The following is a 19,361-nucleotide window of genomic DNA, read 5'->3' as shown; positions in this document are numbered from 1 at the left end:
CCGGCTGCCCGCGTTCACGGCAACCGGCGATCTAGAGCGCCTCAGGGAATCAGGCGCTGGGCCCGCAGCCGGGTGAAGAGGTCGAGAAAGCTCGCCCGGGTGTCGCGATAGCCGAAGAAGCCCAGGTCACGACTCTTGGTCATGTCGTTGAGGCACTCGATCTCGCGGCCCAGGTCGGCGTCGCTGTGCCACCAGGAGGCCAGCTTGTCGACGTCGGCTTCCACCAGGTCGTGCTCCTCGGCGAGCTTGCGCCACTGCGCCGGCGCCACGTCCTTCAGCCGCGCTTCCAGCGGCATGGGCTGCTCGGGATAGGGTGCCGGCTCCAGGTCGAAGAAGGCGGCGATCTCGCCCCACAGCCAGCGCCAGCGAAAGACGTCGCCGTTGACGGTGTTGAACGCCTGGTTGCGCGCGGCCGGCGCCAGGGCGGCCCATTCCAGCTGCTCGGCGAGCAGACCGGCGTCGGTGACGTCGGTGATGCCGTCCCACTGGGTACGGGAACCGGGGAAGACGAAGGGCTGGCCAGTGGCCTTGCACAGGGAGGCATAGACCGCCAGGGTCAGGCCCATGTTCATGGCGTTGGTGCCCTTGGCCTGGCCGATCATGCTGTGGGAGCGGTGCACGCTCCAGCCGAAGCCGTGCCGCTCGGCGGCGGCGAAGAGGATGTCTTCCAGGGTGTAGTAGAAGTTGGCGCCGGCCTGGCGCGGTTCGCTTTCACGGAAAGGCGTCTCGGCCTTGCCACTGCCGTATTCCTCGAAGGAACCCAGGTAGTGCTTGGTACCGGTGACCAGCGCCAGGTGCTGCAGCGGCGCGCCGGCCAGGGCCTGGCAGAGGTTGTCCATCATGGCGCCATTGGCCTCGACGTTTTCCTTCTCGGTGGCACGCCGGGTCCAGGTGCAGAAGAACACATGGCTGATCGGCAGACCGGCCAGGGCCTGGCGGGTGGACGCGGCGTCGAGCAGGTCGGCGGCGACCGGGATGACGCCTTCCTGCGCCACCGGCTTGCGTGCCAGACCGTAGACGGTCCAGCCTGAGGCGACCAGGGTGTTGGCCAGGTTGTAGCCGGAAATGCCGGTCACGCCGACGATGAGAGCGGTGCCCTTGCGCATGAAACCTCCAGATAGGGGTGAGAGACGGCCTGCGACGGTCGCAGGCGCTGTAGATAAGGGAGTGCCTTGTCTCAGGGTTGATTCCAGCCTATTGGAGAATTAACGGCGTATCCTGGGTATAAATTCCTGTTTAACAGGAATCAGATTCCGCAATCGGGAGCCAGCCTTGTATTCCTCCGAACGCCTCAAGGGCCTCGACGTCTTCGTCACCGTGGCCGACCTCGGCAGCTTCACCGCGGCCGGCGAGCGCCTCAATCTCACCGGCTCGGCCATCGGCAAGAGCGTGGCCCGCCTGGAAAGCCGCCTGGGCGTGCGGCTGTTCCAGCGCACCACCCGCCGCCTGACCCTGACCGAGGCCGGCGCCAGTTTCTATCGCACCTGCACCGGGGTGCTGGCCGAGCTGGAACAGGCCGAGCTGGGGCTGACCGCTCAGGAGGGCGAGCCCCATGGCCGGGTGCGCATCGACCTGCCCGCCTCCTATGGCCGCCTGCATGTGCTGCCACTGATCCTGGAGCTGCTGCATCGCTATCCGCTGTTGCAACCGGATCTGTCGCTGTCGGATCGCTTCGTCGATCCGGTCCACGAGGGCATCGACATCCTGGTGCGCATCGGCGGCTCCGACGCCTGGCCGGCCAGCCTGGGGCATCGGTTCCTCGGCACCCAGCGCCAGGTCTTCTGCGCCGCTCCGGCCTATCTCGCCCAGCATGGCCGACCCCGGACCCCGGCGGAGCTGGTCGATCACCAGTGCATCGGCTTTCGCCAGGCCGACGGCCTGATCAGCCCCTGGCAGTTGCGCGGCGAGCAGCCGGGCGACAGCGAACGCTGGGTGTTCCAGCCGCGCCTGGTGGTGGGTGATGGCGAAGGCGAGGTGCTGGCCGCCCTGGCCGGGCATGGCATCGCCCAGTTGCCGACCTGGCTGATCGCCACGCACCTGGCCAGCGGCGCCCTGGTGGACGTGCTGCCCGAGCACGGCGTCGAGGGCTCGCCGATCAACCTGGTGTGGCCGCGCAGTCGCGAGACCCTGCCGCGGGTCCGGCTGTTGCTGGAGCATCTGGCCAGTCGCCTGCTGCCTACCGTGGCACCAAAGCTTGCGCACTAGCCACGACCGCGCGACGACCGGCCCCGGCTGCCGCGCCGGGAGCGGGAACATCCGCGCGGGCACCCCGGTCGTAAACTCTCGCACCACCGCCCGTCCATGAGTTCCATCGATGGGCGGCATGACGATTATCGAGACGATCGATTGGCGCCGTCGGCTCTGGCTCAGCAGGATCGGCGGTTTGTCACCTGGCCAGGTCCGCCTGGCCGCGACGTTCCACCCCCCGGTTCCACCACCTAGATGAGGTATCTCATGAGCCAAGCCCAAGGCTACGCTGCCCAGTCCGCCGACCAGCCCCTGGCGCCCTACTCCTTCGAGCGGCGCGAACCCGGCGCCCACGACGTGCAGATCGACATCCTCTTCTGCGGCGTCTGCCATTCGGACCTGCACACCGCACGCAACGAGTGGAACAACACCCTCTTCCCCTCCGTGCCCGGCCACGAGATCGTCGGCAAGGTGACGGCGGTCGGTGCCCACGTGAAGAACTTCAAGGTCGGCGACAGCGTCGGCGTCGGCTGCATGGTCGACAGCTGCCAGCACTGCGCCCCCTGTGATGCCGGCGAAGAATCCTATTGCGAGAACGGCTTCACCGGCACCTACAACGGCAACCTCTACGGCGGCAGCGAGAACACCCAGGGCGGCTACTCCGACCACATCGTGGTCAACGAGAAGTTCGTGCTCAAGGTGAGCCACACCGAGAACCTGGCCGCCGTGGCGCCGCTGCTGTGCGCCGGCATCACCACCTATTCGCCGCTGGCCCACTGGAAGGTCGGTCCGGGCAAGAAGGTCGGCATCGTCGGCCTGGGTGGCCTGGGCCACATGGGCGTGAAGATCGCCCATGCCATGGGTGCCCACGTGGTGCTCTTCACCACCAGCGCCAACAAGAAGGACGACGCCCTGCGCCTGGGCGCCGACGAGGTGGTGGTGTCGAAGAACGAAGACGAGATGGCCGCCCACGCGAACAGCTTCGACTTCATCCTCAACACCGTGGCCGCGCCGCACAACCTGGACGCCTTCCTCACCCTGCTCAAGTGGGACGGCACCATGACCCTGGTCGGCGTACCCGCCGAGCCGCACCCGGCGCCCAGCGTGTTCAACCTGGTGATGAAGCGCCGCCAGCTGGCCGGTTCGCTCATCGGTGGCATCCGCGAGACCCAGGAGATGCTGGACTTCTGCGCCAAGCACGGCATCGTCTCGGATATCGAGCAGATCGCCATCCAGGACATCAACGAAGCCTATGAGCGCATGCTCAAGAGCGATGTGAAGTACCGCTTCGTGATCGACATGCAAAGCCTCAAGCAGGGCCAGACCGCGGCCTGATCCCGCGCTCCGCTCCGCAGTCAACGCCCGCGCCCGTCGCGGGCGTTGTCATTTCCGGTAACGCATTTTTGGCGTGCCCTGCGGTCCTAGCGATGACGACAATCACGAGGCGGCCGCCATGCAGTGGGACAAGGGACAACGTAGCGACAACGTGCAACAGGCCAGCGGTGGACGCGGCATGAAGATCGGCGGCGGCCTCGGGCTGGGTGGCGTGGCCCTGGTGGTGGTGTTCGGCCTGCTCAGCGGCCAGAGTCCGACGCAGATCCTCGGCAACCTGATCAGCCTCAGCGGCCAGAGCGCGCCGAGCCAGCAGGAGACCACCGCGCCGGCCGACAATCGCCAGGTGGACTTCGTCCGCGTGGTGCTGGGCGAGACCGAAAACACCTGGACGCGCATCTTCCAGGCCCATGGCGAGCAGTATCAGCCGCCCAAGCTGGTGCTGTTCAACGGCCAGGTGCAGTCCGGTTGCGGTGGCGCCACCGCGGCCAGCGGTCCCTTCTATTGCCCGGTCGACAGCAAGGTCTACCTGGACCTCACCTTCTTCCAGGAACTGCAGCAGCGCTTCGGCGCCGATGGCGATTTCGCCCGTGCCTACGTGATCGCCCACGAGGTCGGCCACCATGTGCAGAACCTCACCGGCACCACCAGCAAGATGGAAGCGGCGCGCCGTCGCGGCATTCCCACCGAGGGTGCCACCGGATTGTCGGTGCGCCTGGAATTGCAAGCCGACTGCTATGCCGGGGTCTGGGCCAACGATGCCCAGAAGCGGCTGAACTGGCTGGAGCCGGGTGACCTGGAGAAGGCGCTGAACGCCGCCAACGCCATTGGCGACGACCGCCTGCAACGCCAGTCCCAGGGCCGCGTGGTACCGGATTCCTTCACCCATGGCAGCTCCGCGCAACGGGTCAAGTGGTTCCGCGCGGGCTTCGACAGTGGCAAGGTGGAGAGCTGCGACACCTTCGCCGCCAAGACGCTCTGACCTCTACCGGGAGCCCTCGATGCGTCGCCTGCTCGCGCTGTGCCTGGCCCTGGCCTGGGGCTCCGCCCTGGCGGCGCCTCGTGAGGGGGTCGCCCGCATCGTCAGCGACCGGCTACCGATCGGCCAGGCGCAGGCTACCCTGCAGCTGTCGGCGGACTGGAGCCAGCCCCATCCGGAAATCCGCCGCGCCCTGGTGATCGTGCATGGCCGTCTGCGCAATGCCGCGACCTATTTCCGTTCCGGCGAGACGGCCACGGCGGCGGCCGGCGCCGCGGCGGACACCCTGGTGATCGCCCCACAGTTCCTCAACGAAACGGATGTCCAGCGGCATCAGCTGCCGGACACCCTGCTGCGCTGGCAGGGCAATGCCTGGATGGGTGGCGAACCCGCCCTGGGTCCGCAGCCGCTGAGCAGCTTCGCCGTGTTCGACGCCCTGCTCGCACGGCTGGCGGAGCGCCGGTTGCTGCCCAATCTGCAGGAGGTGGTGATCGCCGGGCATTCCGGCGGTGGCCAGGTGGTGCAGCGCTATGCCGTGCTCGGTCAGGGCGAGCGCGCCCTCGCCGCCCGCGGCATCCGCCTGAGATACGTGGTGGCCAATCCGTCGTCCTATGCCTATTTCGATGCCCGCCGTCCGGATGCCCAGGGCCAGCCCGGGCCCTTCGCCGACGCCGCCAGCTGCCCGGATTTCGACACCTGGAAATACGGCATGCAGGGCCTGCCGGCCTATGCCGAAGGACGCCCGGCGGCGAGCCTGGAGCAGCACTATGCGGGACTCGACCTCACCTATCTGCTGGGCGCCGAGGACACCAATCCCAACCATCCGGCGCTGGACAAGGGCTGCGCCGCCGAGGCCCAGGGTCCCTATCGCCTGGCCCGCGGGCTGAATTACTACCGTTACCTGCAAGGCCGTCATCCGGGGCTGCGCCAGCGGCTGGTCGAGGTCCCCGGCGTCGGCCACAACGGCGACGCCATCTTCACCTCGCCCGCCGGACGCCGGGCGCTGTTCGGCGCCGACGACTAGCCTCAGCGCTCCAGGGCCGCAGGCGCGTCCAGCAGCTCCTGCACCTGGGCGACCAGGGCCTCCAGGGTGAAGGGTTTGCCCAGCAGCGCCATGCGCTCGCCGACCAGGGGCACGGGCGGTTCGTTGCCCGCCGCATAACCGGTGATGAAGAGAATCGGCAGGTGGGGTCTGAGGGTACGGGCCGCCCCGGCCAGCAAGCGGCCGTTCAACCCCGGCAATCCGACATCGGTGATCAGCAGGTCGAAGCCCTCGCCTTCGCGCAGCGCCGCCAGCGCCGCTTCGGCATCGACGGCGTCGCGATAGCGCCAGCCGAGGTCGACGCACACCTGCACCAGCAACTGGCGAATGACCGCATCGTCTTCCACCAGCAGCACCCGCACATCGGGCAGCGCACGGGCGGTCGGGGCGCTGGCCATGGCAAGGGACGTCTGGACGGCCAGGGCCGGGTGGCGCGGCAGCAGCAGCCTCACCCGGCAGCCCTGCCCCGGCGCGCTGGTCACGCTGACCTGGCCGCGGGACTGGCGCACGAAGCCATAGATCATGGACAGCCCCAGGCCCGAGCCCTGGCCCACCGGCTTGGTGGTGAAGAAGGGCTCGAAGACCCGTTCCAGCACCGCTGGCGTCATGCCCACGCCATCGTCGCCCACCTCGATCAGCAGGTAGTCGCCCGCCGGCAGCGCCGGATCGGCGTCGGGCTGCACCCAGTTGCGCGCGCGGATGGTCAGGTTGCCCCCCGCCGGCATGGCATCGCGGCTGTTGATGGCCAGGTTGAGCAGGGCATTTTCCAGCTGGTGCGGATCGGCATCGACCAGCCAGAGTTCGGCGTCCAGTTCGAGCTGGCAGCGGATCTGCGGCCCCAGGCTGTGCCGCAGCAACTCCTGGAAATCGCCGATCAGCCGGGTGACATCCACCGCCTGGGGATTGAGCGTCTGGCGGCGGGAAAAGGCCAGCAACCGATGGGTCAGACTGGCGCCCCGGCCCACCGACTGGGTGGCGGTATCGAGCAGACCGCCGACCCCGCTCAGCGCCTCCGGCGCCAGGCGGCGGCGCATGAGATCCAGGCTGGCCTGGATGCCGGCCAGCAGGTTGTTGAAGTCATGGGCGATGCCGCCGGTGAGCTGGCCCACGGCTTCCATCTTCTGCGCCTGGCGCAGCAGCTCCTCGGCCTGGGCGCGATTCTGCATCTCTTCGCGCAGTTGGCGATTGCGCTCCTCCAGTTCGGCGGTTCGTGCCCGCACCTGGAGCTCCAGGGTGGCGCGTTCGCGGCGCAGGGCTTCCTCGGCCTCGCGGCGGTCATCGATGTCTTCGCTGGTGCCATACCAGCGGATCACGGCGCCCGCATCATCGCGCCGCGGATAGGCACGGGTGCGCAGCCAGCAGTGGCTGCCGTCCGCCACCCGTACCCGGTGCTCCCGGTCGTAGGCCTGACCGGCGCTGCGCGCGGCGTCCCAGGCCTGCCGGGTCGGCCGGCGGTCGTCCGGATGCAGCAGCGCCCAGAAGCTCTCGGCTTCCAGTACCGGCTGGCCGGTCAGCTGCTGCCAGCGCGGCGAGAAAACCATGCGCCGACCACCGGGATCGCAGGTCCAGGTGTATTGGGGATTGAGTTCCACCAGGTGCCGATAGTGGTCTTCACTCTCGCGCAGCAGCAGATCCGCCTGATGGCGCTCGATGGCCAGGGCGGCGGTCTCGGTGACCAGGCGGAAGGCGTCGCGTTCGGCGGCCAGGGGGCGTCGCGGCTCGAGGAAATAGTTGGCGAAGGTGCCCAGCAACCGACCATCCAGGGCCAGCAGCGGCATCGACCAGCAGGCGCGCAGGCCATAGCGCAGCGCCAGGTCGCGAGCGCCAGCCCATAGCGGATCGCAGGCGATGTCCTCGACATAGACGGCTTCGCGGCGATAGGCGGCGGTGCCACAGGAGCCTGCCAGCGGGCCGATCTCCAGGCGACCGAGATCGCGGCTGTAGGCGTCCGGCAGACTCGGCGCGATGCCGTCCTGCAGATAGCGACCATCCTCGCTGAGCAACAAAATGCAGGCATGCAGGCGGACCTGGGCCAGGGCCTCCACCCGCTGCAGCAGCGCGTGCAGCACCTGGGTCAGGGGCAGCCCGGTGGCAAGGCTTTCCAGCGTCTGGCGCTCGTACTGGCGCAGATCGCCGGAGAACGGCTGATCGCTCGAAAGCGTGTGGAGGCTCATACGGCTGGCACGACCTGGACCCGAAGTCGGCATCTTAGCCAGCGACCCGGCAAACAACAGACTATTTACGCCTAACGGGCAGATTTCCAGCGTCAGAGCGCCGCCAGGATCTCCGCGCAGGTGTCGAAGCGCTGGTCACGCGCCGCCGGCCAGGGATCGCCCGGCTGATTGACCTGCAGGGTGTGGCAGCCCACGGCCCGTCCGCACTCCAGGTCGTAGCGGTGATCGCCGACCATCACCAGGCGGGCCGGCGCCACCTGCCAGAGGTCGGCCAGCCGCAGCAGGCCACCCGGATCGGGCTTGGGCGCCGCCTCGTCGCGCCCCAGCACGGCTGGCGGATCGAAGCAGTCCTCCAGGCCGATGGCGGCCAGGGTCAGCAGCGCCAGGTCGCGGGCATTGCGGGTGAGGATGCCCAGCGGGCGACCCTCTTCGTGCAGGCGACGGATCAGGGCCACCGCACCCGGTGCCGGGCGGGCGGCGACGGCCAGTTCGCGTTCGTGCTCGAACAGCCAGGCGTGCTTGGCCTCGCGCTCGGTGGCCGGCAGCTCGGCCAGGTGGTGGAGGATGTCGGCCTGCTCGGGAATGCCCAGGTGCCGGCGAATGGCGGCGAAGTCGTGTACCGCCAGGGTCAGGGTGCCGTCCAGGTCGAACACCCAGTGGCTGAGGTGACGCAGTGTCATGCAGGGATCCTTTGGCGAGAGGTGACCTTCGGGCACTCCGGGGGAACCCCGGTCATGCGTGCTCCGTCTGGTGGAGACAACCTTCCGCAGGAGTCTACCCATGACGACGACCGTTCGGGCGCTACTTTTCGATGTCTTCGGCACCGTGGTGGACTGGCGCGGCAGCCTGGTCGAGGGCCTGCAGGGGCTGTCGGCCAAGCATGGCGTCCGGGGCGACTGGGAGCGGCTGGCCGATGCCTGGCGCGCCGAAGCCTACGAGGCCATCCTGCCGCAGATCGCCGCGCGCAGCCTGCCCTGGCTGCCCCTCGACGAGGTCCATCGCCTGGCGCTGGACGAATTGCTGCCACGCCATGGGCTGGTCGGCCTGACCACCGCCGAGGTGGCCTGGATCAATCGCCTCTGGCACCAGCTGACCCCCTGGCCCGATGCCGTGCCGGGTCTCGCGCGGCTGCGCCAGGGCTATCCGGTCTGCGCCCTCTCCAATGGCAACGTCAGCCTGCTGCTGGACATGGCCCGTCATGCCGGACTGCCCTGGGACATGCTGTTTGGCGCCGACCTCTTCCAGCGCTACAAACCGGCCGCTGAGGTCTACCTGGGTGCCTGCGCCCTGCTCGACCTGCAACCGGAACAGGTGATGCTCTGCGCCGCCCACAACGGCGACCTGCAGGCGGCCAAGGAGCTTGGGCTGGCCACCGCCTTCATCCAGCGCCCCCGGGAAAAGGGCCCGGCCGGTGGCGAGGTGTCCAGCGGCGGCTGGGATCTGGAAGCCAGTGATCTCCAGGATCTCGCCGACCAGCTGGGCCTACCGGTGCTCGCGGGCGATCAACCTGACCCCGACGATTGAGCGCGGCCCGGGCGCTTCGGTATCCTGCCGGATACTTTTCGCCAGGGCATCGCCATGAGTTTTCTCGACAAGCTGCGCAAGAAACGTGAACGCCAGGCCCTGGCCGCCCTGCCCCGCCTGCATCAGCGCACGGCGCGCCTGCGCCGCGAGTTGCCCGACTACGAGATCGGCGCCGGCACCTATGGTGCGCCAAAGGTATTCGATCTCAAGGAAGGCGCTACCCTGCGCCTGGGTCGCTACACCTCCATCGCCGAGGGCGTGCGCATCCTTCTCGGCGGCCTGCACCGGCTGGACTGGGTGACCACCTATCCCTTCCCCGCCTTCGTCGACGATCTGGCCCACATCAGGGACTACGGCGGCACCCGCGGCGACGTGGTGATCGGCAGCGATTGCTGGATCTGCACCGATGCGCTGATCCTCTCCGGCGTCACCATCGGCCATGGCGCCGTGGTGGCCGCCGGTGCCGTGGTCACCCGCGACGTACCGCCCTATGCGGTGGTGGGCGGCAATCCGGCGCGCTTCATCAAGTGGCGCTTTGCCGAGGCCACCTGCCAGGCGCTGCTCGACATCGCCTGGTGGGACTGGCCCGAAGCCGAGATCCTGGCTGCCGGCGAACACCTGTGCAGCGCCGATATCGACGGCTTCATCGCCTACGCCCGAGCGCGCCACCCGGCGCCCTGAATCCGGCGCCCGGAACTCGGAACGCTTTCCAAGGCTCACCTTCATTAGTCATTCTTTTGAAGGTTCTCCATGGAAGCGCTCGATCTGCTGCAATGGCCGGCCATGGCCATCACCCTGCTCGCCGCCTGGCTGGTGGCCTCCCAGCGCCAGGGCCGGCGCAACCTCGGCTTCTGGGTCTTCCTGCTGAGCAACGGCCTGTGGATCGCCTGGGGCCTGCAGGCCGAGGCCTATGCCCTGATCGTGCTGCAGCTGGGCCTGGCGGCGATGAATCTGCGTGGGGTGCGCCGCAACGCCGGCGAGGCGTCGGCCGCGGCGGTCGCGGAGGCTTCGGGCAGGGCATAATGACCGGCCCTGCGTCAGACGGCCCCGCCCCATGCAGTACAGCGTCACCCCCATCGGCCACGTCCGCTCCTGCTTCAAGGAGAAATTCGCCATTCCCCGGCAACCCGCGCTGGCCCCGGCCGCCCGTGGCGTGCTGGAACTGCTGCCGCCCTTCGACCGGCCCGAGGCGGTGGAGGGCCTGGCAGGCGTCAGCCATGTCTGGCTGCTGTTCCTCTTCCACCAGGCGCTGGAAAGCCAGCCGCGCCTGCGGGTGCGGCCACCGCGCCTGGGGGGCAATCGCTACCTGGGCGTCTTCGCCACCCGCGCCACCCACAGGCCCAACGGCATCGGCCAGTCGGTAGTCCGCCTCGACGGCCTGGAACCGGGGCGGCTGCTGCTCTCGGGGATCGATCTGCTCGACGGCACCCCGGTGCTGGACATCAAGCCCTATGTCCCCTACGCCGACAGCCCGCCGGGCGCCCGCAACGCCATCGCCGAGGCGCCGCCGCCAGCCCTGGCGGTGGGCTGGGCGGATGCGGCGCGGGTCCAGGCCGAGGCCCACGGCCAGCGCCTGGGCGAGCCCCTGGCCGAGCTGATCGAGCAGTGCCTGGCCCAGGACCCCCGGCCGGCCTACCAGATGCCGGCGCCCGAGCGCCGCTACGGGGTGCGCCTCTGGGATGTGGAGGTGCACTGGCACTATCCGACCGCGCATCAGATCCGGGTGCTGGATGTGACCGCGGCGTCCTGACGCCGCCCGGTTTGCATTCCGGCGGCCAAGGCCCCAACAATGACATTGCCGGATCGCATGAGGCGATCCGCACCCGGCTACGGCCGCCGTTCGGCCGTATCACCGATAGGGAAGCATCTATGGCTCCAAGCAGACAGGTCATCAACGCTCAGGTCAGCCCCAAGGGCAGCCTGGAGACCCTTTCCCAGCGCGAGGTCCAGCAGCTCAGCGCCGCCGGCTCGGGCAACCTCTACCAGCTCTTTCGCCAGTGCGCCCTGGCCATCCTCAACACCGGCGCCCACAGCGACAACGCCAAGACCATCCTCGAGGCCTACCAGGACTTCGAGATCCGCATCCATCAGCAGGACCGCGGCGTACGCCTGGAACTGATCAACGCCCCGGCCGACGCCTTCGTCGACGGCGAGATGATCGCCAGCACCCGCGAGATGCTGTTCAGCGCCCTGCGCGACATCGTCTACACCGAGAGCGAACAGAGCAGCCTGCGCATCGATCTGGAAAGCTCCGAAGGCATCACCGACTACGTCTTCCACCTGCTGCGCAACGCCCGCACCCTGCGCGCGGGCGTCGAGCCGAAGATGGTGGTGTGCTGGGGTGGTCACTCCATCAGCACCGAGGAATACAAGTACACCAAGAAGGTCGGTCACGAACTCGGCCTGCGCAGCCTGGACATCTGCACCGGCTGCGGCCCGGGCGTGATGAAGGGGCCGATGAAGGGCGCCACCATCGCCCACGCCAAGCAGCGCCTGCAGGGCGGTCGCTACCTGGGCCTTACCGAGCCGGGCATCATCGCCGCCGAGGCGCCCAATCCCATCGTCAACGAACTGGTGATCCTGCCCGACATCGAGAAGCGCCTGGAGGCCTTCGTCCGCGCGGGTCACGGCATCATCATCTTCCCGGGCGGCGCCGGCACAGCGGAGGAGTTCCTCTACCTGCTGGGCATCCTCATGCACCCGGACAACCAGGACATCCCCTTCCCGGTGGTGCTCACCGGGCCGCAGAGCGCCGCGCCCTACCTGGAGCAGCTGCACGCCTTTATCGGCGCCACCCTGGGCGAAGCCGCCCAGCGCCACTACCAGATCGTGGTCAACGATCCGGTCGAGGTGGCCCGGCAGATGGCCCAGGGCCTCAAGGCGGTCAAGCAATTCCGTCGCGAGCGCCACGACGCCTTCCACTTCAACTGGCTGCTCCGTATCGAGGAAAGCTTCCAGCGCCCCTTCGATCCCACCCACGCGAACATGGCCGCGCTGCAGCTGACCCATGCCGTGCCGCCCCATGAGCTGGCCGCCAACCTGCGCCGCGCCTTTTCCGGCATTGTTGCCGGCAACGTCAAGGCCAAGGGCATCCAGCTGATCGAGGAGCGCGGGCCCTACGAGATCCATGGCGATCCCGACATCATGCGTCCGCTGGATCGGCTGTTGCAGGCCTTCGTCGAGCAGCACCGCATGAAGCTGCCGGGTGGCGCGGCCTACGAGCCCTGCTACCGCGTGGTCAGCTGAATCCTTTCACGTCGACTCTTTCTGGCCGGTTTTCCGCTTCCATGACCGTTCGTCAGCACCCTGTTCGACGAACGGTCATTATGCTAGCCAGGTGATATCAAAAAGTCCCTAGCTAGCTATCCAGAGCGCTTCGCTGACCTGCGTCTTCTGGGTGGCGAAGTGACTTTTCCGCTCCAAAAACACCTCGCGCGCTAACTGCATGACGCTGGCCTCAAGCCCCTCTTCACCACGCCGATAGGGCAAGGCAAGCTAACCTCAGAGCGCAGGTTGCCGTGGTGAAACCTACCCGGACGGAGATCCCGCCGGGCCGTCTTCCTCCAGCCGCGCCAGACTTCCTGCCGAGGCCACGGAATGAACAATTGGCTGGGACTCGACTTCCTTGTCGCCCCTCTTGCCCAGGAGCAGGTGCACCTGCACGGCCAGCATGATGGCTGGCTGGTGACGCTCGCCTATCTCGTCGCGGTCAGTGCCTGCTACGTCACCCTGGTGTTCGCCGAGCGCATCGGCCAGACCCGTACCCTGGCGCGGCGCCGTGCCTGGAGTCTGATGGGCGCCCTGAGCTTTGGCTTTGGCGTCTGGGGCATGCACTTCATCGCCATGCTGGCCTTCAACGTGCCCACCCGGGTGCACTACGACCTCTTCATCACCGTGGCCTCGCTACTGATCGTGGTGCTGGCCGGACTCATGGCCATGCCCGCCCTCAGTCAGCCCGACCTCACCCTGGGTCAGCGGCTCAAGGCCGGCACGGTGCTGAGCCTGGGCATCGTGCTCATGCACTACACCGGCATGGCCGCGGTACACACCGAGGCGGTGGTGCTCTATCGCCCGCTACCCTTCCTGTTGTCGATCGGCATCGCCGTAGGGGCCAGCTTCGCCGCCCTGCAACTGATCCAGATCTTTCGCCGCCACTACACCGGCATCTATCGCTGGCTGCGCATTGCCACCGCCCTGGTGATGGGCCTGGCCATCGCCGCCATGCATTTCACCGGCATGTGGTCCATGGTGCTGATCGCCCCCGCCGAGACCGAAAGCACCCTGCAGGGCGCCAGCAATTCCTGGCAGCTCGGCGTCGGCATCGCCATCATCGCCCTGCTCCTGGGGATCGGCGGCCTTGGCGCGGCCTGGGCGGATCGCCAGCTGCAGCGCAAGGAAAACGACCTGGAGCGGGTCAATTCCCTGGTCGGCCAGCTCGACGAAGCCCGCGCCTCGCTGCAACAGGCGGCGCACTACGATCCCCTCACCGACCTGCACAATCGCCGCGCCTTCAACCAGGCCTTCGCCGAGATCCTCGAACGCCACGCCCAGCAGGGGCGCAGCCTGGGGGTGATGTTTCTCGACATCGATCACTTCAAGCGCATCAACGACAGCCTCGGCCACGACGCTGGCGACCAGCTGCTGGTGGCCATGGCCAGGATCATTCGCGACGCGGTGCGCGAAGGCGATCTGGTGGCCCGCTTCGGCGGCGACGAATTCTGCATCCTCGCCAGCCTCGCCGGCCCCGACGAGGCCCGCCACCTGGCCCAGCGCATCCTGGAGCGGCTGCGCAATCCGGTCACCATCGGCAACCGCACCCTGGTGATGACCACCAGCATCGGCATCAGCCTCTATCCCCGCGACGGCGGCTGCTGCGAAGAACTGCTCAAGAGCGCGGATCTCGCGCTCTATCTGTCCAAGGGCAATGGCCGCAACACCTACAGCTTCTTCGACGAGACCCTGCGCGAGAAGATCTCGCTGCAACTGGAGCTGGAAGCCGAATTGCGCGAGGCGCTGGTCGAGGAACGCGGCCTGCAGCTCTACTACCAACCGATCCTCGACGTCGCCAGCGGCCAGCTGGACAAGGCCGAAGCCCTGATCCGCTGGGATCATCCGCGCCTGGGCATGCTGGCGCCCAACTGCTTTCTCGGCGTGGCCGAGGCCAACGGCTTCATCGAGGAGCTGGACGCCTGGGTGCTCAAGCGCGCCTGCCAAGACCTGGCCGAGCTGAGCGCCGCCGGCCTGGCGGACCTGCGCATCGCGGTGAATTGCTCGGCGCTCAGCCTGAGCAACGACGCCCTGCCCGGGCAGATCGCCTGGCGCCTGGACGACCACCAGCTATCGCCGCGACGGCTGGAGCTGGAGGTCACCGAGAACGCCCTGGTCAAGAACGTCCAGCCCACCGCCGAATTGCTGCAGCGCATCCGCGACCTGGGCGTGACGGTGTCCATCGACGACTTCGGCACCGGTTACTCCTCGCTGGCCTATCTCAAGCGCCTGCCGATCGACACGGTGAAGATCGATCGCTCCTTCGTCACCGGGCTGGCCGAGGGCAATGCCGATCACCAGATCGTCCAGGCCATCATCGGCATGGCCCGACCGCTCAAGCTCAAGGTCACCGCCGAGGGCGTCGAACACCTGGAGCAGCTACGGCTGCTGTGCGCCCTGGGCTGCGACTTCATCCAGGGCTACCACATCAGCCACCCGGTGCCCCTGGCCCAGGTGCCCGAGGTGATCGCCCGCTATGCCAGCGGGGTCTGTCCGTTGCAGGCCCAGGCAGAAGCCCAGGCGGAAGCGGATGCCGACGCCCTGGCCCTGGCCAAGGCGCTCGGCTAGCCGCGGCGATAACGCAGCCAGACGCTGCCGTCGTCCTGGGCTTCGGCCGCGTCCAGTTTGAGGTAAAGCGGCTGCTGCCAGGCCTGCTCGGCGATCTCGAAGGAGGCCGGATGGGCACCGCGGCCGTCCACCAGCGGGATGATCAGCACGCTGATCTCGTCCACCAGGCCGGCGGCGACAAAGGAGCCGCTGACGTGGGGGCCGCCCTCCACCACCAGGCGCTCGATGCCCAGTTCGGCGTTCAGCAGCTCCAGCACGGCGCTCAGATCCAGTTCGTCCTTGCCGCCGAAGACATAGGAGGCGCCGATGTTCTGCAGGTGCGTCAGGTAGTCGTCGCTGACCCCTTCGGTGAGCACTGCCACCACATGGGAATCCAGGGCCTCGTTCTTCTTCCAGGCCACCTTGCCCTGGGGATCGATGGCGATGGCGTACTTCGCGGCGTCGCGCCGGGCGAAATGGTGGGTACGCGGGATGGGCGCCTGGGCGACGCCGGTGGGATAACCCTCGCCGTGGGCGATCTCTTCCATGGTCACCCGGCCACAGGCCCAGGCATCGAAGGCGAAGCGCTCGGCCAGGCGCTCGTAGGTGGCATCGGCCTGTTTCTTGACAGCGCGGTCCCAGCCGTCGGTGAGGGCGTGACCGTCGACCGACGACATCATATGGCAGATCACATAGGGCTTCATGGGGGCTCCCGGCAATGGCGTGTCGCCATGACACGCCTTGCAGCAACCGACCGGTCCGGCGCCGGGGGAGTTCAGCCCACCGGGCCGCGGAAACGAAAAACCCGCCGGAGGGCGGGTTTTCGGGGAGCCGGGTCGCGTTACTTCTCGACGAAGGCGCGCTCGATCAAGTAGTCGCCCGGATCGCCCATGCGCGGCGAGATGGTCAGGCCGAATTCGTTCAGCACGGCGCTGGTCTCGTCCAGCATGCTCGGGCTGCCGCAGATCATGGCGCGGTCGTCCTGCGGATTGATCGGCGGCAGGCCGATGTCCGCGAACAGCTTGCCGCTGCGCATCAGGTCGGTCTGACGACCCTGGTTGCGGAATTCTTCGCGGGTGACCAGGGGGTAGTAGACCAGCTTCTCGCGGACCAGGTCGCCGATGAATTCGTGCTCCGGCAGGGTCTTGGTGATGAAGTCGGCGTAGGCCAGTTCGTTCACGTAGCGCACGCCGTGGACCAGGATCACCTTCTCGAAGCGCTCGTAGGTCTCCGGATCCTGGATGGTGCTCAGGAAGGGCGCCATGCCGGTGCCGGTGCTCAGCAGGTAGAGGTGCTTGGCGGGCTTCAAGTCACTGAGGATCAGGGTGCCGGTGGGCTTGCGGCTGACCATCAGGTTGTCGCCTTCCTTGAGGTGCTGCAGGCGCGAGGTCAGGGGGCCGTCCGGTACCTTGATGCTGAAGAACTCCAGGTGCTCTTCATAGTTGGGGCTGGCGATGCTGTAGGCACGCATCAGCGGACGACCGCCTTCGGTCTCCAGGCCGATCATCACGAACTGACCGTTCTCGAAACGCAGGCCCGCATTGCGGGTGGTCTTGAAGCTGAACAGGGTTTCGTTCCAGTGATGAACGCTCAGGACGCGCTCGGTGTACAGGTTGCTCATCGATGACTCCAGGAAAAATCGGTACAGCCCGGGGCTGGATAGAAATTGCGCGACAGTTTATAGAGGGGGAAAATATCCGTGAAATGAATAATTCGAATATAGGTTATCCAAAAGCCAGATATGAGATTTACGTTGCGTCAACTCGAGGTCTTCGTCGCCGTGGCCCGCCAGGAAAGCGTTTCCCGGGCGGCCGAGGCGCTCAGTCTGTCGCAGTCGGCCACCAGTACCGCCCTCGGCGAACTGGAACGGCAATTCGACTGCCGGGTGTTCGACCGCGCCGGCAAGCGTTTGACGCTCAACGCCCTGGGCCGCCAGTTGCTGCCCAAGGCAGTGGCCCTGCTTGATCGCAGCGCCGAGGTGGAAAATCTGCTGCGCGGCAAGACCGGCTTCGGCTCCCTGGAGGTCGGCGCGACCCTTACCATCGGCAACTACCTGGCCACCCTGCTGCTGGGCGACTTCATGCAGCGCCATCCCGACTGCCGGGTGCGGCTGCACGTGCACAACACCGCCAGCGTGGTGCAGCGCATCGCCAACCATGACATCGACCTCGGCCTGATCGAGGGCGACTGCCAGCATCCGGATCTGGAGGTGCAACCCTGGATCGAGGACGAACTGGTGGCGTTCTGCGCGCCCGGACACGCCCTGGCAGGCAGACAGGCCGCCCAGGCCGAGCTGGAAGCCCAGGCCTGGATCCTGCGCGAACAGGGCTCCGGCACCCGCCTGACCTTCGACCAGGCCATGCGGCACCATGCCCAGCCATTGGATGTGCGCCTGGAACTGGAACACACCGAGGCCATCCTGCGCGCGGTGGAGTCGGGGCTGGGCATCGGCTGCCTGTCGCGGCTGGCGCTGCGCGATGCCTTCGCCCGCGGCACCCTGGTGCCCATCGCGACGCCGACCCTGGATCTGCGTCGCCAGTTCTGCTTCATCTGGCACAAGCAGAAGTACCAGACCGGGGCCATGGTCGAATTTCTCGACCTCTGTCGCCAACTGACCCTGGGCCTGAGCCGCAGCGATCAGATCGACACCGCGCGGCCCCGCCCCGGACGCTAGCGGCTGGCGCCGGTCCGCCTACTGGCCCTGGTAGAGGCGGCGATTCTCCAGCTCCCGCTGCTCGTGGCGACGGTGGGCGCGCAGCGCCAGCAGCGCCAGGATGCCGATCACCAGGCGATAGCCCTGGGAATAGAGATCCAGCTCGGCGGTGGCCGACTCGCCCAGTACGCCGCTGATCAGCCGCACCACGAACAGCGTCAGCTGCACGAAGGCCACCAGCAGCAGGCCGGCCGACAGCCATTCCGCTCGGCGAAAGGCCAGCACGGCGAACAGCGCCAGGGCGAATTGCATGCCGCCGTACCAGACCCGCGCCTCGGCCACCGACGCCGAATCCATCAGTACCATGCCGCGGGCATTGGCCATCTCGTAGGGATAGAACCAATGCGCCAGGGCGAGGCCAAACCAGACCAGGGCCTGCAGACCCAACACCAGACGTGCGAAGCGAAGCTCGGACATTCCCCGTTTCTCCTTGGGGCTAGAGACGAATGACAGCCGCTCCAGTGTAGCCAGCGCCGGGAGCGATCTGCACTGCCGATGCAGACCGCCGCAGGCGGGTTAGGGTTCGCCGGAAGGGCTGGGGTAAGCTGCAGGCCTCCACCCTTCCGGCTCCTGCCCCGAGCCCGCCGCCCGAGAGATCGCCATGCCCGCCGCCCTGCCCGCCCAGCCGCCGCTGGTGCTGTCCATCCAGTCCCATGTCGCCTACGGCCACGTCGGCAATGCCGCCGCCACCCTGCCGCTGCAACTGCTCGGCCTGCAGCCGGTGGTGGTCAACACGGTGCAATTCTCCAATCACACCGGCTACGGCGAATTCAAGGGCCAGGTCTTTCCGCCCGAACACATCCACGACGTGCTCGACGGCCTGCGCGCCCGCGGCGTGCTGGAACGCTGCGTGGCCGTGCTCTCCGGCTACCTGGGCGACGCCGCCATCGGCGAGGTGATCCTCGGCGTGGTGCAGGAGATCCGCCGTCAGCGCGGCGACCTGCAGTATCTCTGCGATCCGGTGATGGGCGACGTCGGCCGCGGCATCTTCGTGCGCCCCGGCATCCCCGACTTCCTGCGCCGCCGCGCCATCGAACAGGCCAGCCTGATCACTCCCAACCAGTACGAATTCGAGCTGCTGCACGGCCAGCCACTGGCCGACACCGCCGACGCCGTGAACGCCGCCCGGCTGCTGCTCGGTCGCCGCGGCCAACCGGGCCCCACGACCATCGTCATCACCAGCCTGCGCACCCCGGACCTGCCCACCGACGTCCTCAGCACCCTGGTGGTGGAGGCGGCGGATGCCTGGCTGGTGCAGACGCCCTACCTGGACCTGCAGCCGCTGCCCAATGGCATGGGCGACGTCTTCTCCGCGGTGCTGCTGGGCCAGCTGCTCAACGGCCAGTCCACACCCGCCGCGGCGTCCCATGCGGTCAGCGCCCTCTACGCCCTGGTCGCCCGCACCGGCCCCGGCAGCCGCGACCTGCCGCTGATCGCCGCCCGCGAGCAGATCGTGCGGCCAGGCGAATTGTTCGAAGCGCAGCGGCTTTCGTAGGTCGGGTCGAGCGCCAGCGAAGCCCAAGGGTGCCGGGCGCTGTTGGGCTTCGACGATGGGGCTGTTTCAACCCAACCTACGGGTTCGCTTTGCCTCTTCTT

The 19,361-nt window shown here is 67.8% G+C and carries 18 protein-coding genes; 12 read left to right on the top strand and 6 right to left on the bottom strand.

What is annotated here, in order from left to right; all coding sequences use genetic code 11:
• Positions 1–41 precede the first annotated feature (41 nt).
• The gene (locus OMP44_RS00740) at positions 42–1,106 is read right to left on the bottom strand and encodes an SDR family oxidoreductase (RefSeq protein WP_280305936.1); all 1,065 of its coding nucleotides are present in this window, start codon (positions 1,104–1,106) and stop codon (positions 42–44) included.
• A 166-nt stretch (positions 1,107–1,272) separates the two neighbouring features.
• On the opposite strand from OMP44_RS00740, the gene OMP44_RS00735 reads away from it, so the two are divergent.
• The 4 genes from OMP44_RS00735 (at position 1,273) to OMP44_RS00720 (ending at position 5,522) form a co-directional block, all read left to right on the top strand.
• Entirely contained in the window at positions 1,273–2,205 is a 933-nt protein-coding gene (locus tag OMP44_RS00735; protein ID WP_280305935.1) for a LysR family transcriptional regulator, read from the top strand.
• A gap of 249 nt (positions 2,206–2,454) precedes the next feature.
• Entirely contained in the window at positions 2,455–3,522 is a 1,068-nt protein-coding gene (locus OMP44_RS00730; protein ID WP_133863167.1) for an NAD(P)-dependent alcohol dehydrogenase, read from the top strand.
• 118 nt (positions 3,523–3,640) lie between these two features.
• A complete protein-coding gene (gene ypfJ / locus OMP44_RS00725; RefSeq protein WP_133863168.1) occupies positions 3,641–4,501 on the top strand; it encodes a KPN_02809 family neutral zinc metallopeptidase in 861 nt (286 codons plus the stop codon).
• Between the two features lie 19 nt (positions 4,502–4,520).
• Positions 4,521–5,522: an alpha/beta hydrolase gene (locus tag OMP44_RS00720; RefSeq protein ID WP_187980066.1), complete on the top strand. Its 1,002-nt coding sequence runs from the start codon at positions 4,521–4,523 to the stop codon at positions 5,520–5,522.
• A 2-nt stretch (positions 5,523–5,524) separates the two neighbouring features.
• On the opposite strand, the gene OMP44_RS00715 is transcribed toward OMP44_RS00720, so the two are convergent.
• Together OMP44_RS00715 and OMP44_RS00710 are read right to left on the bottom strand one after the other, a co-directional pair.
• Positions 5,525–7,714 carry a hybrid sensor histidine kinase/response regulator gene (locus OMP44_RS00715; RefSeq protein ID WP_280305931.1) on the bottom strand — a complete coding sequence of 730 codons (2,190 nt, stop codon included), beginning with the start codon at positions 7,712–7,714 and terminating at the stop codon, positions 5,525–5,527.
• 92 nt (positions 7,715–7,806) lie between these two features.
• Entirely contained in the window at positions 7,807–8,394 is a 588-nt protein-coding gene (locus OMP44_RS00710) for an HAD family hydrolase (RefSeq protein WP_133863171.1), read from the bottom strand.
• A 100-nt stretch (positions 8,395–8,494) separates the two neighbouring features.
• On the opposite strand from OMP44_RS00710, the gene OMP44_RS00705 reads away from it, so the two are divergent.
• From OMP44_RS00705 to OMP44_RS00680, 6 genes are all read left to right on the top strand, one after another.
• A complete protein-coding gene (locus OMP44_RS00705) occupies positions 8,495–9,238 on the top strand; it encodes a haloacid dehalogenase type II (protein WP_280305930.1) in 744 nt (247 codons plus the stop codon).
• Positions 9,239–9,292: 54 nt separating this feature from the next.
• Complete coding sequence (locus OMP44_RS00700) at positions 9,293–9,919, top strand: CatB-related O-acetyltransferase (protein ID WP_280305928.1); 627 nt, start codon at positions 9,293–9,295, stop codon at positions 9,917–9,919.
• 69 nt (positions 9,920–9,988) lie between these two features.
• Entirely contained in the window at positions 9,989–10,261 is a 273-nt protein-coding gene (locus tag OMP44_RS00695; RefSeq protein WP_158896490.1) for a hypothetical protein, read from the top strand.
• A 31-nt stretch (positions 10,262–10,292) separates the two neighbouring features.
• Positions 10,293–10,988 carry a tRNA (N6-threonylcarbamoyladenosine(37)-N6)-methyltransferase TrmO gene (tsaA, locus tag OMP44_RS00690; RefSeq protein ID WP_280305926.1) on the top strand — a complete coding sequence of 232 codons (696 nt, stop codon included), beginning with the start codon at positions 10,293–10,295 and terminating at the stop codon, positions 10,986–10,988.
• A gap of 119 nt (positions 10,989–11,107) precedes the next feature.
• Positions 11,108–12,484, top strand: coding sequence for a nucleotide 5'-monophosphate nucleosidase PpnN (ppnN, locus tag OMP44_RS00685; RefSeq protein WP_280305924.1), 1,377 nt, complete (start codon positions 11,108–11,110; stop codon positions 12,482–12,484).
• 351 nt (positions 12,485–12,835) lie between these two features.
• A complete protein-coding gene (locus OMP44_RS00680; RefSeq protein WP_280305922.1) occupies positions 12,836–15,073 on the top strand; it encodes a putative bifunctional diguanylate cyclase/phosphodiesterase in 2,238 nt (745 codons plus the stop codon).
• On the opposite strand, the gene OMP44_RS00675 is transcribed toward OMP44_RS00680, so the two are convergent.
• Positions 15,070–15,756, bottom strand: a complete 687-nt coding sequence (locus tag OMP44_RS00675) for a dihydrofolate reductase family protein (protein WP_208692260.1) — start codon at positions 15,754–15,756, stop codon at positions 15,070–15,072. The two genes, OMP44_RS00680 and OMP44_RS00675, sit on opposite strands and share 4 nt — an antisense overlap.
• A 137-nt stretch (positions 15,757–15,893) precedes the next feature.
• Positions 15,894–16,673, bottom strand: a complete 780-nt coding sequence (fpr, locus tag OMP44_RS00670) for a ferredoxin-NADP reductase (protein WP_187980074.1) — start codon at positions 16,671–16,673, stop codon at positions 15,894–15,896.
• Between the two features lie 120 nt (positions 16,674–16,793).
• On the opposite strand from fpr, the gene OMP44_RS00665 reads away from it, so the two are divergent.
• Positions 16,794–17,726, top strand: coding sequence for a LysR family transcriptional regulator (locus OMP44_RS00665; protein ID WP_187980075.1), 933 nt, complete (start codon positions 16,794–16,796; stop codon positions 17,724–17,726).
• 18 nt (positions 17,727–17,744) lie between these two features.
• On the opposite strand, the gene OMP44_RS00660 is transcribed toward OMP44_RS00665, so the two are convergent.
• Complete coding sequence (locus OMP44_RS00660) at positions 17,745–18,182, bottom strand: DUF4345 family protein (protein WP_133863180.1); 438 nt, start codon at positions 18,180–18,182, stop codon at positions 17,745–17,747.
• Positions 18,183–18,366: 184 nt separating this feature from the next.
• Between OMP44_RS00660 and pdxY the strand changes: the two genes are divergently transcribed.
• Positions 18,367–19,260, top strand: a complete 894-nt coding sequence (pdxY, locus tag OMP44_RS00655; protein WP_273861331.1) for a pyridoxal kinase PdxY — start codon at positions 18,367–18,369, stop codon at positions 19,258–19,260.
• The last annotated feature ends 101 nt before the right edge of the window (positions 19,261–19,361 follow it).

The sequence above is a fragment of the Pseudomonas flavocrustae genome, from assembly GCF_029872515.1.
GTDB lineage: Bacteria > Pseudomonadota > Gammaproteobacteria > Pseudomonadales > Pseudomonadaceae > Chryseomonas > Chryseomonas aestiva.
The sequence above is the reverse complement of the archived record's forward strand: the minus strand, read 5'-3'. Positions and strand labels throughout refer to the sequence as shown.

What these genes read in the sequence shown, in the direction of transcription:
- OMP44_RS00740 (WP_280305936.1), bottom strand. Translation starts at nt 1,106, where the DNA reads ATGCGCAAGGGCACCGCTCTCATCGTCGGCGTGACCGGCATTTCCGGC.
- OMP44_RS00730 (WP_133863167.1), top strand. Translation starts at nt 2,455, where the DNA reads ATGAGCCAAGCCCAAGGCTACGCTGCCCAGTCCGCCGACCAGCCCCTG.
- ypfJ (WP_133863168.1), top strand. Translation starts at nt 3,641, where the DNA reads ATGCAGTGGGACAAGGGACAACGTAGCGACAACGTGCAACAGGCCAGC.
- OMP44_RS00720 (WP_187980066.1), top strand. Translation starts at nt 4,521, where the DNA reads ATGCGTCGCCTGCTCGCGCTGTGCCTGGCCCTGGCCTGGGGCTCCGCC.
- OMP44_RS00715 (WP_280305931.1), bottom strand. Translation starts at nt 7,714, where the DNA reads ATGAGCCTCCACACGCTTTCGAGCGATCAGCCGTTCTCCGGCGATCTG.
- OMP44_RS00710 (WP_133863171.1), bottom strand. Translation starts at nt 8,394, where the DNA reads ATGACACTGCGTCACCTCAGCCACTGGGTGTTCGACCTGGACGGCACC.
- OMP44_RS00705 (WP_280305930.1), top strand. Translation starts at nt 8,495, where the DNA reads ATGACGACGACCGTTCGGGCGCTACTTTTCGATGTCTTCGGCACCGTG.
- OMP44_RS00700 (WP_280305928.1), top strand. Translation starts at nt 9,293, where the DNA reads ATGAGTTTTCTCGACAAGCTGCGCAAGAAACGTGAACGCCAGGCCCTG.
- OMP44_RS00695 (WP_158896490.1), top strand. Translation starts at nt 9,989, where the DNA reads ATGGAAGCGCTCGATCTGCTGCAATGGCCGGCCATGGCCATCACCCTG.
- tsaA (WP_280305926.1), top strand. Translation starts at nt 10,293, where the DNA reads ATGCAGTACAGCGTCACCCCCATCGGCCACGTCCGCTCCTGCTTCAAG.
- ppnN (WP_280305924.1), top strand. Translation starts at nt 11,108, where the DNA reads ATGGCTCCAAGCAGACAGGTCATCAACGCTCAGGTCAGCCCCAAGGGC.
- OMP44_RS00680 (WP_280305922.1), top strand. Translation starts at nt 12,836, where the DNA reads ATGAACAATTGGCTGGGACTCGACTTCCTTGTCGCCCCTCTTGCCCAG.
- OMP44_RS00675 (WP_208692260.1), bottom strand. Translation starts at nt 15,756, where the DNA reads ATGAAGCCCTATGTGATCTGCCATATGATGTCGTCGGTCGACGGTCAC.
- fpr (WP_187980074.1), bottom strand. Translation starts at nt 16,673, where the DNA reads ATGAGCAACCTGTACACCGAGCGCGTCCTGAGCGTTCATCACTGGAAC.
- OMP44_RS00665 (WP_187980075.1), top strand. Translation starts at nt 16,794, where the DNA reads ATGAGATTTACGTTGCGTCAACTCGAGGTCTTCGTCGCCGTGGCCCGC.
- OMP44_RS00660 (WP_133863180.1), bottom strand. Translation starts at nt 18,182, where the DNA reads ATGTCCGAGCTTCGCTTCGCACGTCTGGTGTTGGGTCTGCAGGCCCTG.
- pdxY (WP_273861331.1), top strand. Translation starts at nt 18,367, where the DNA reads ATGCCCGCCGCCCTGCCCGCCCAGCCGCCGCTGGTGCTGTCCATCCAG.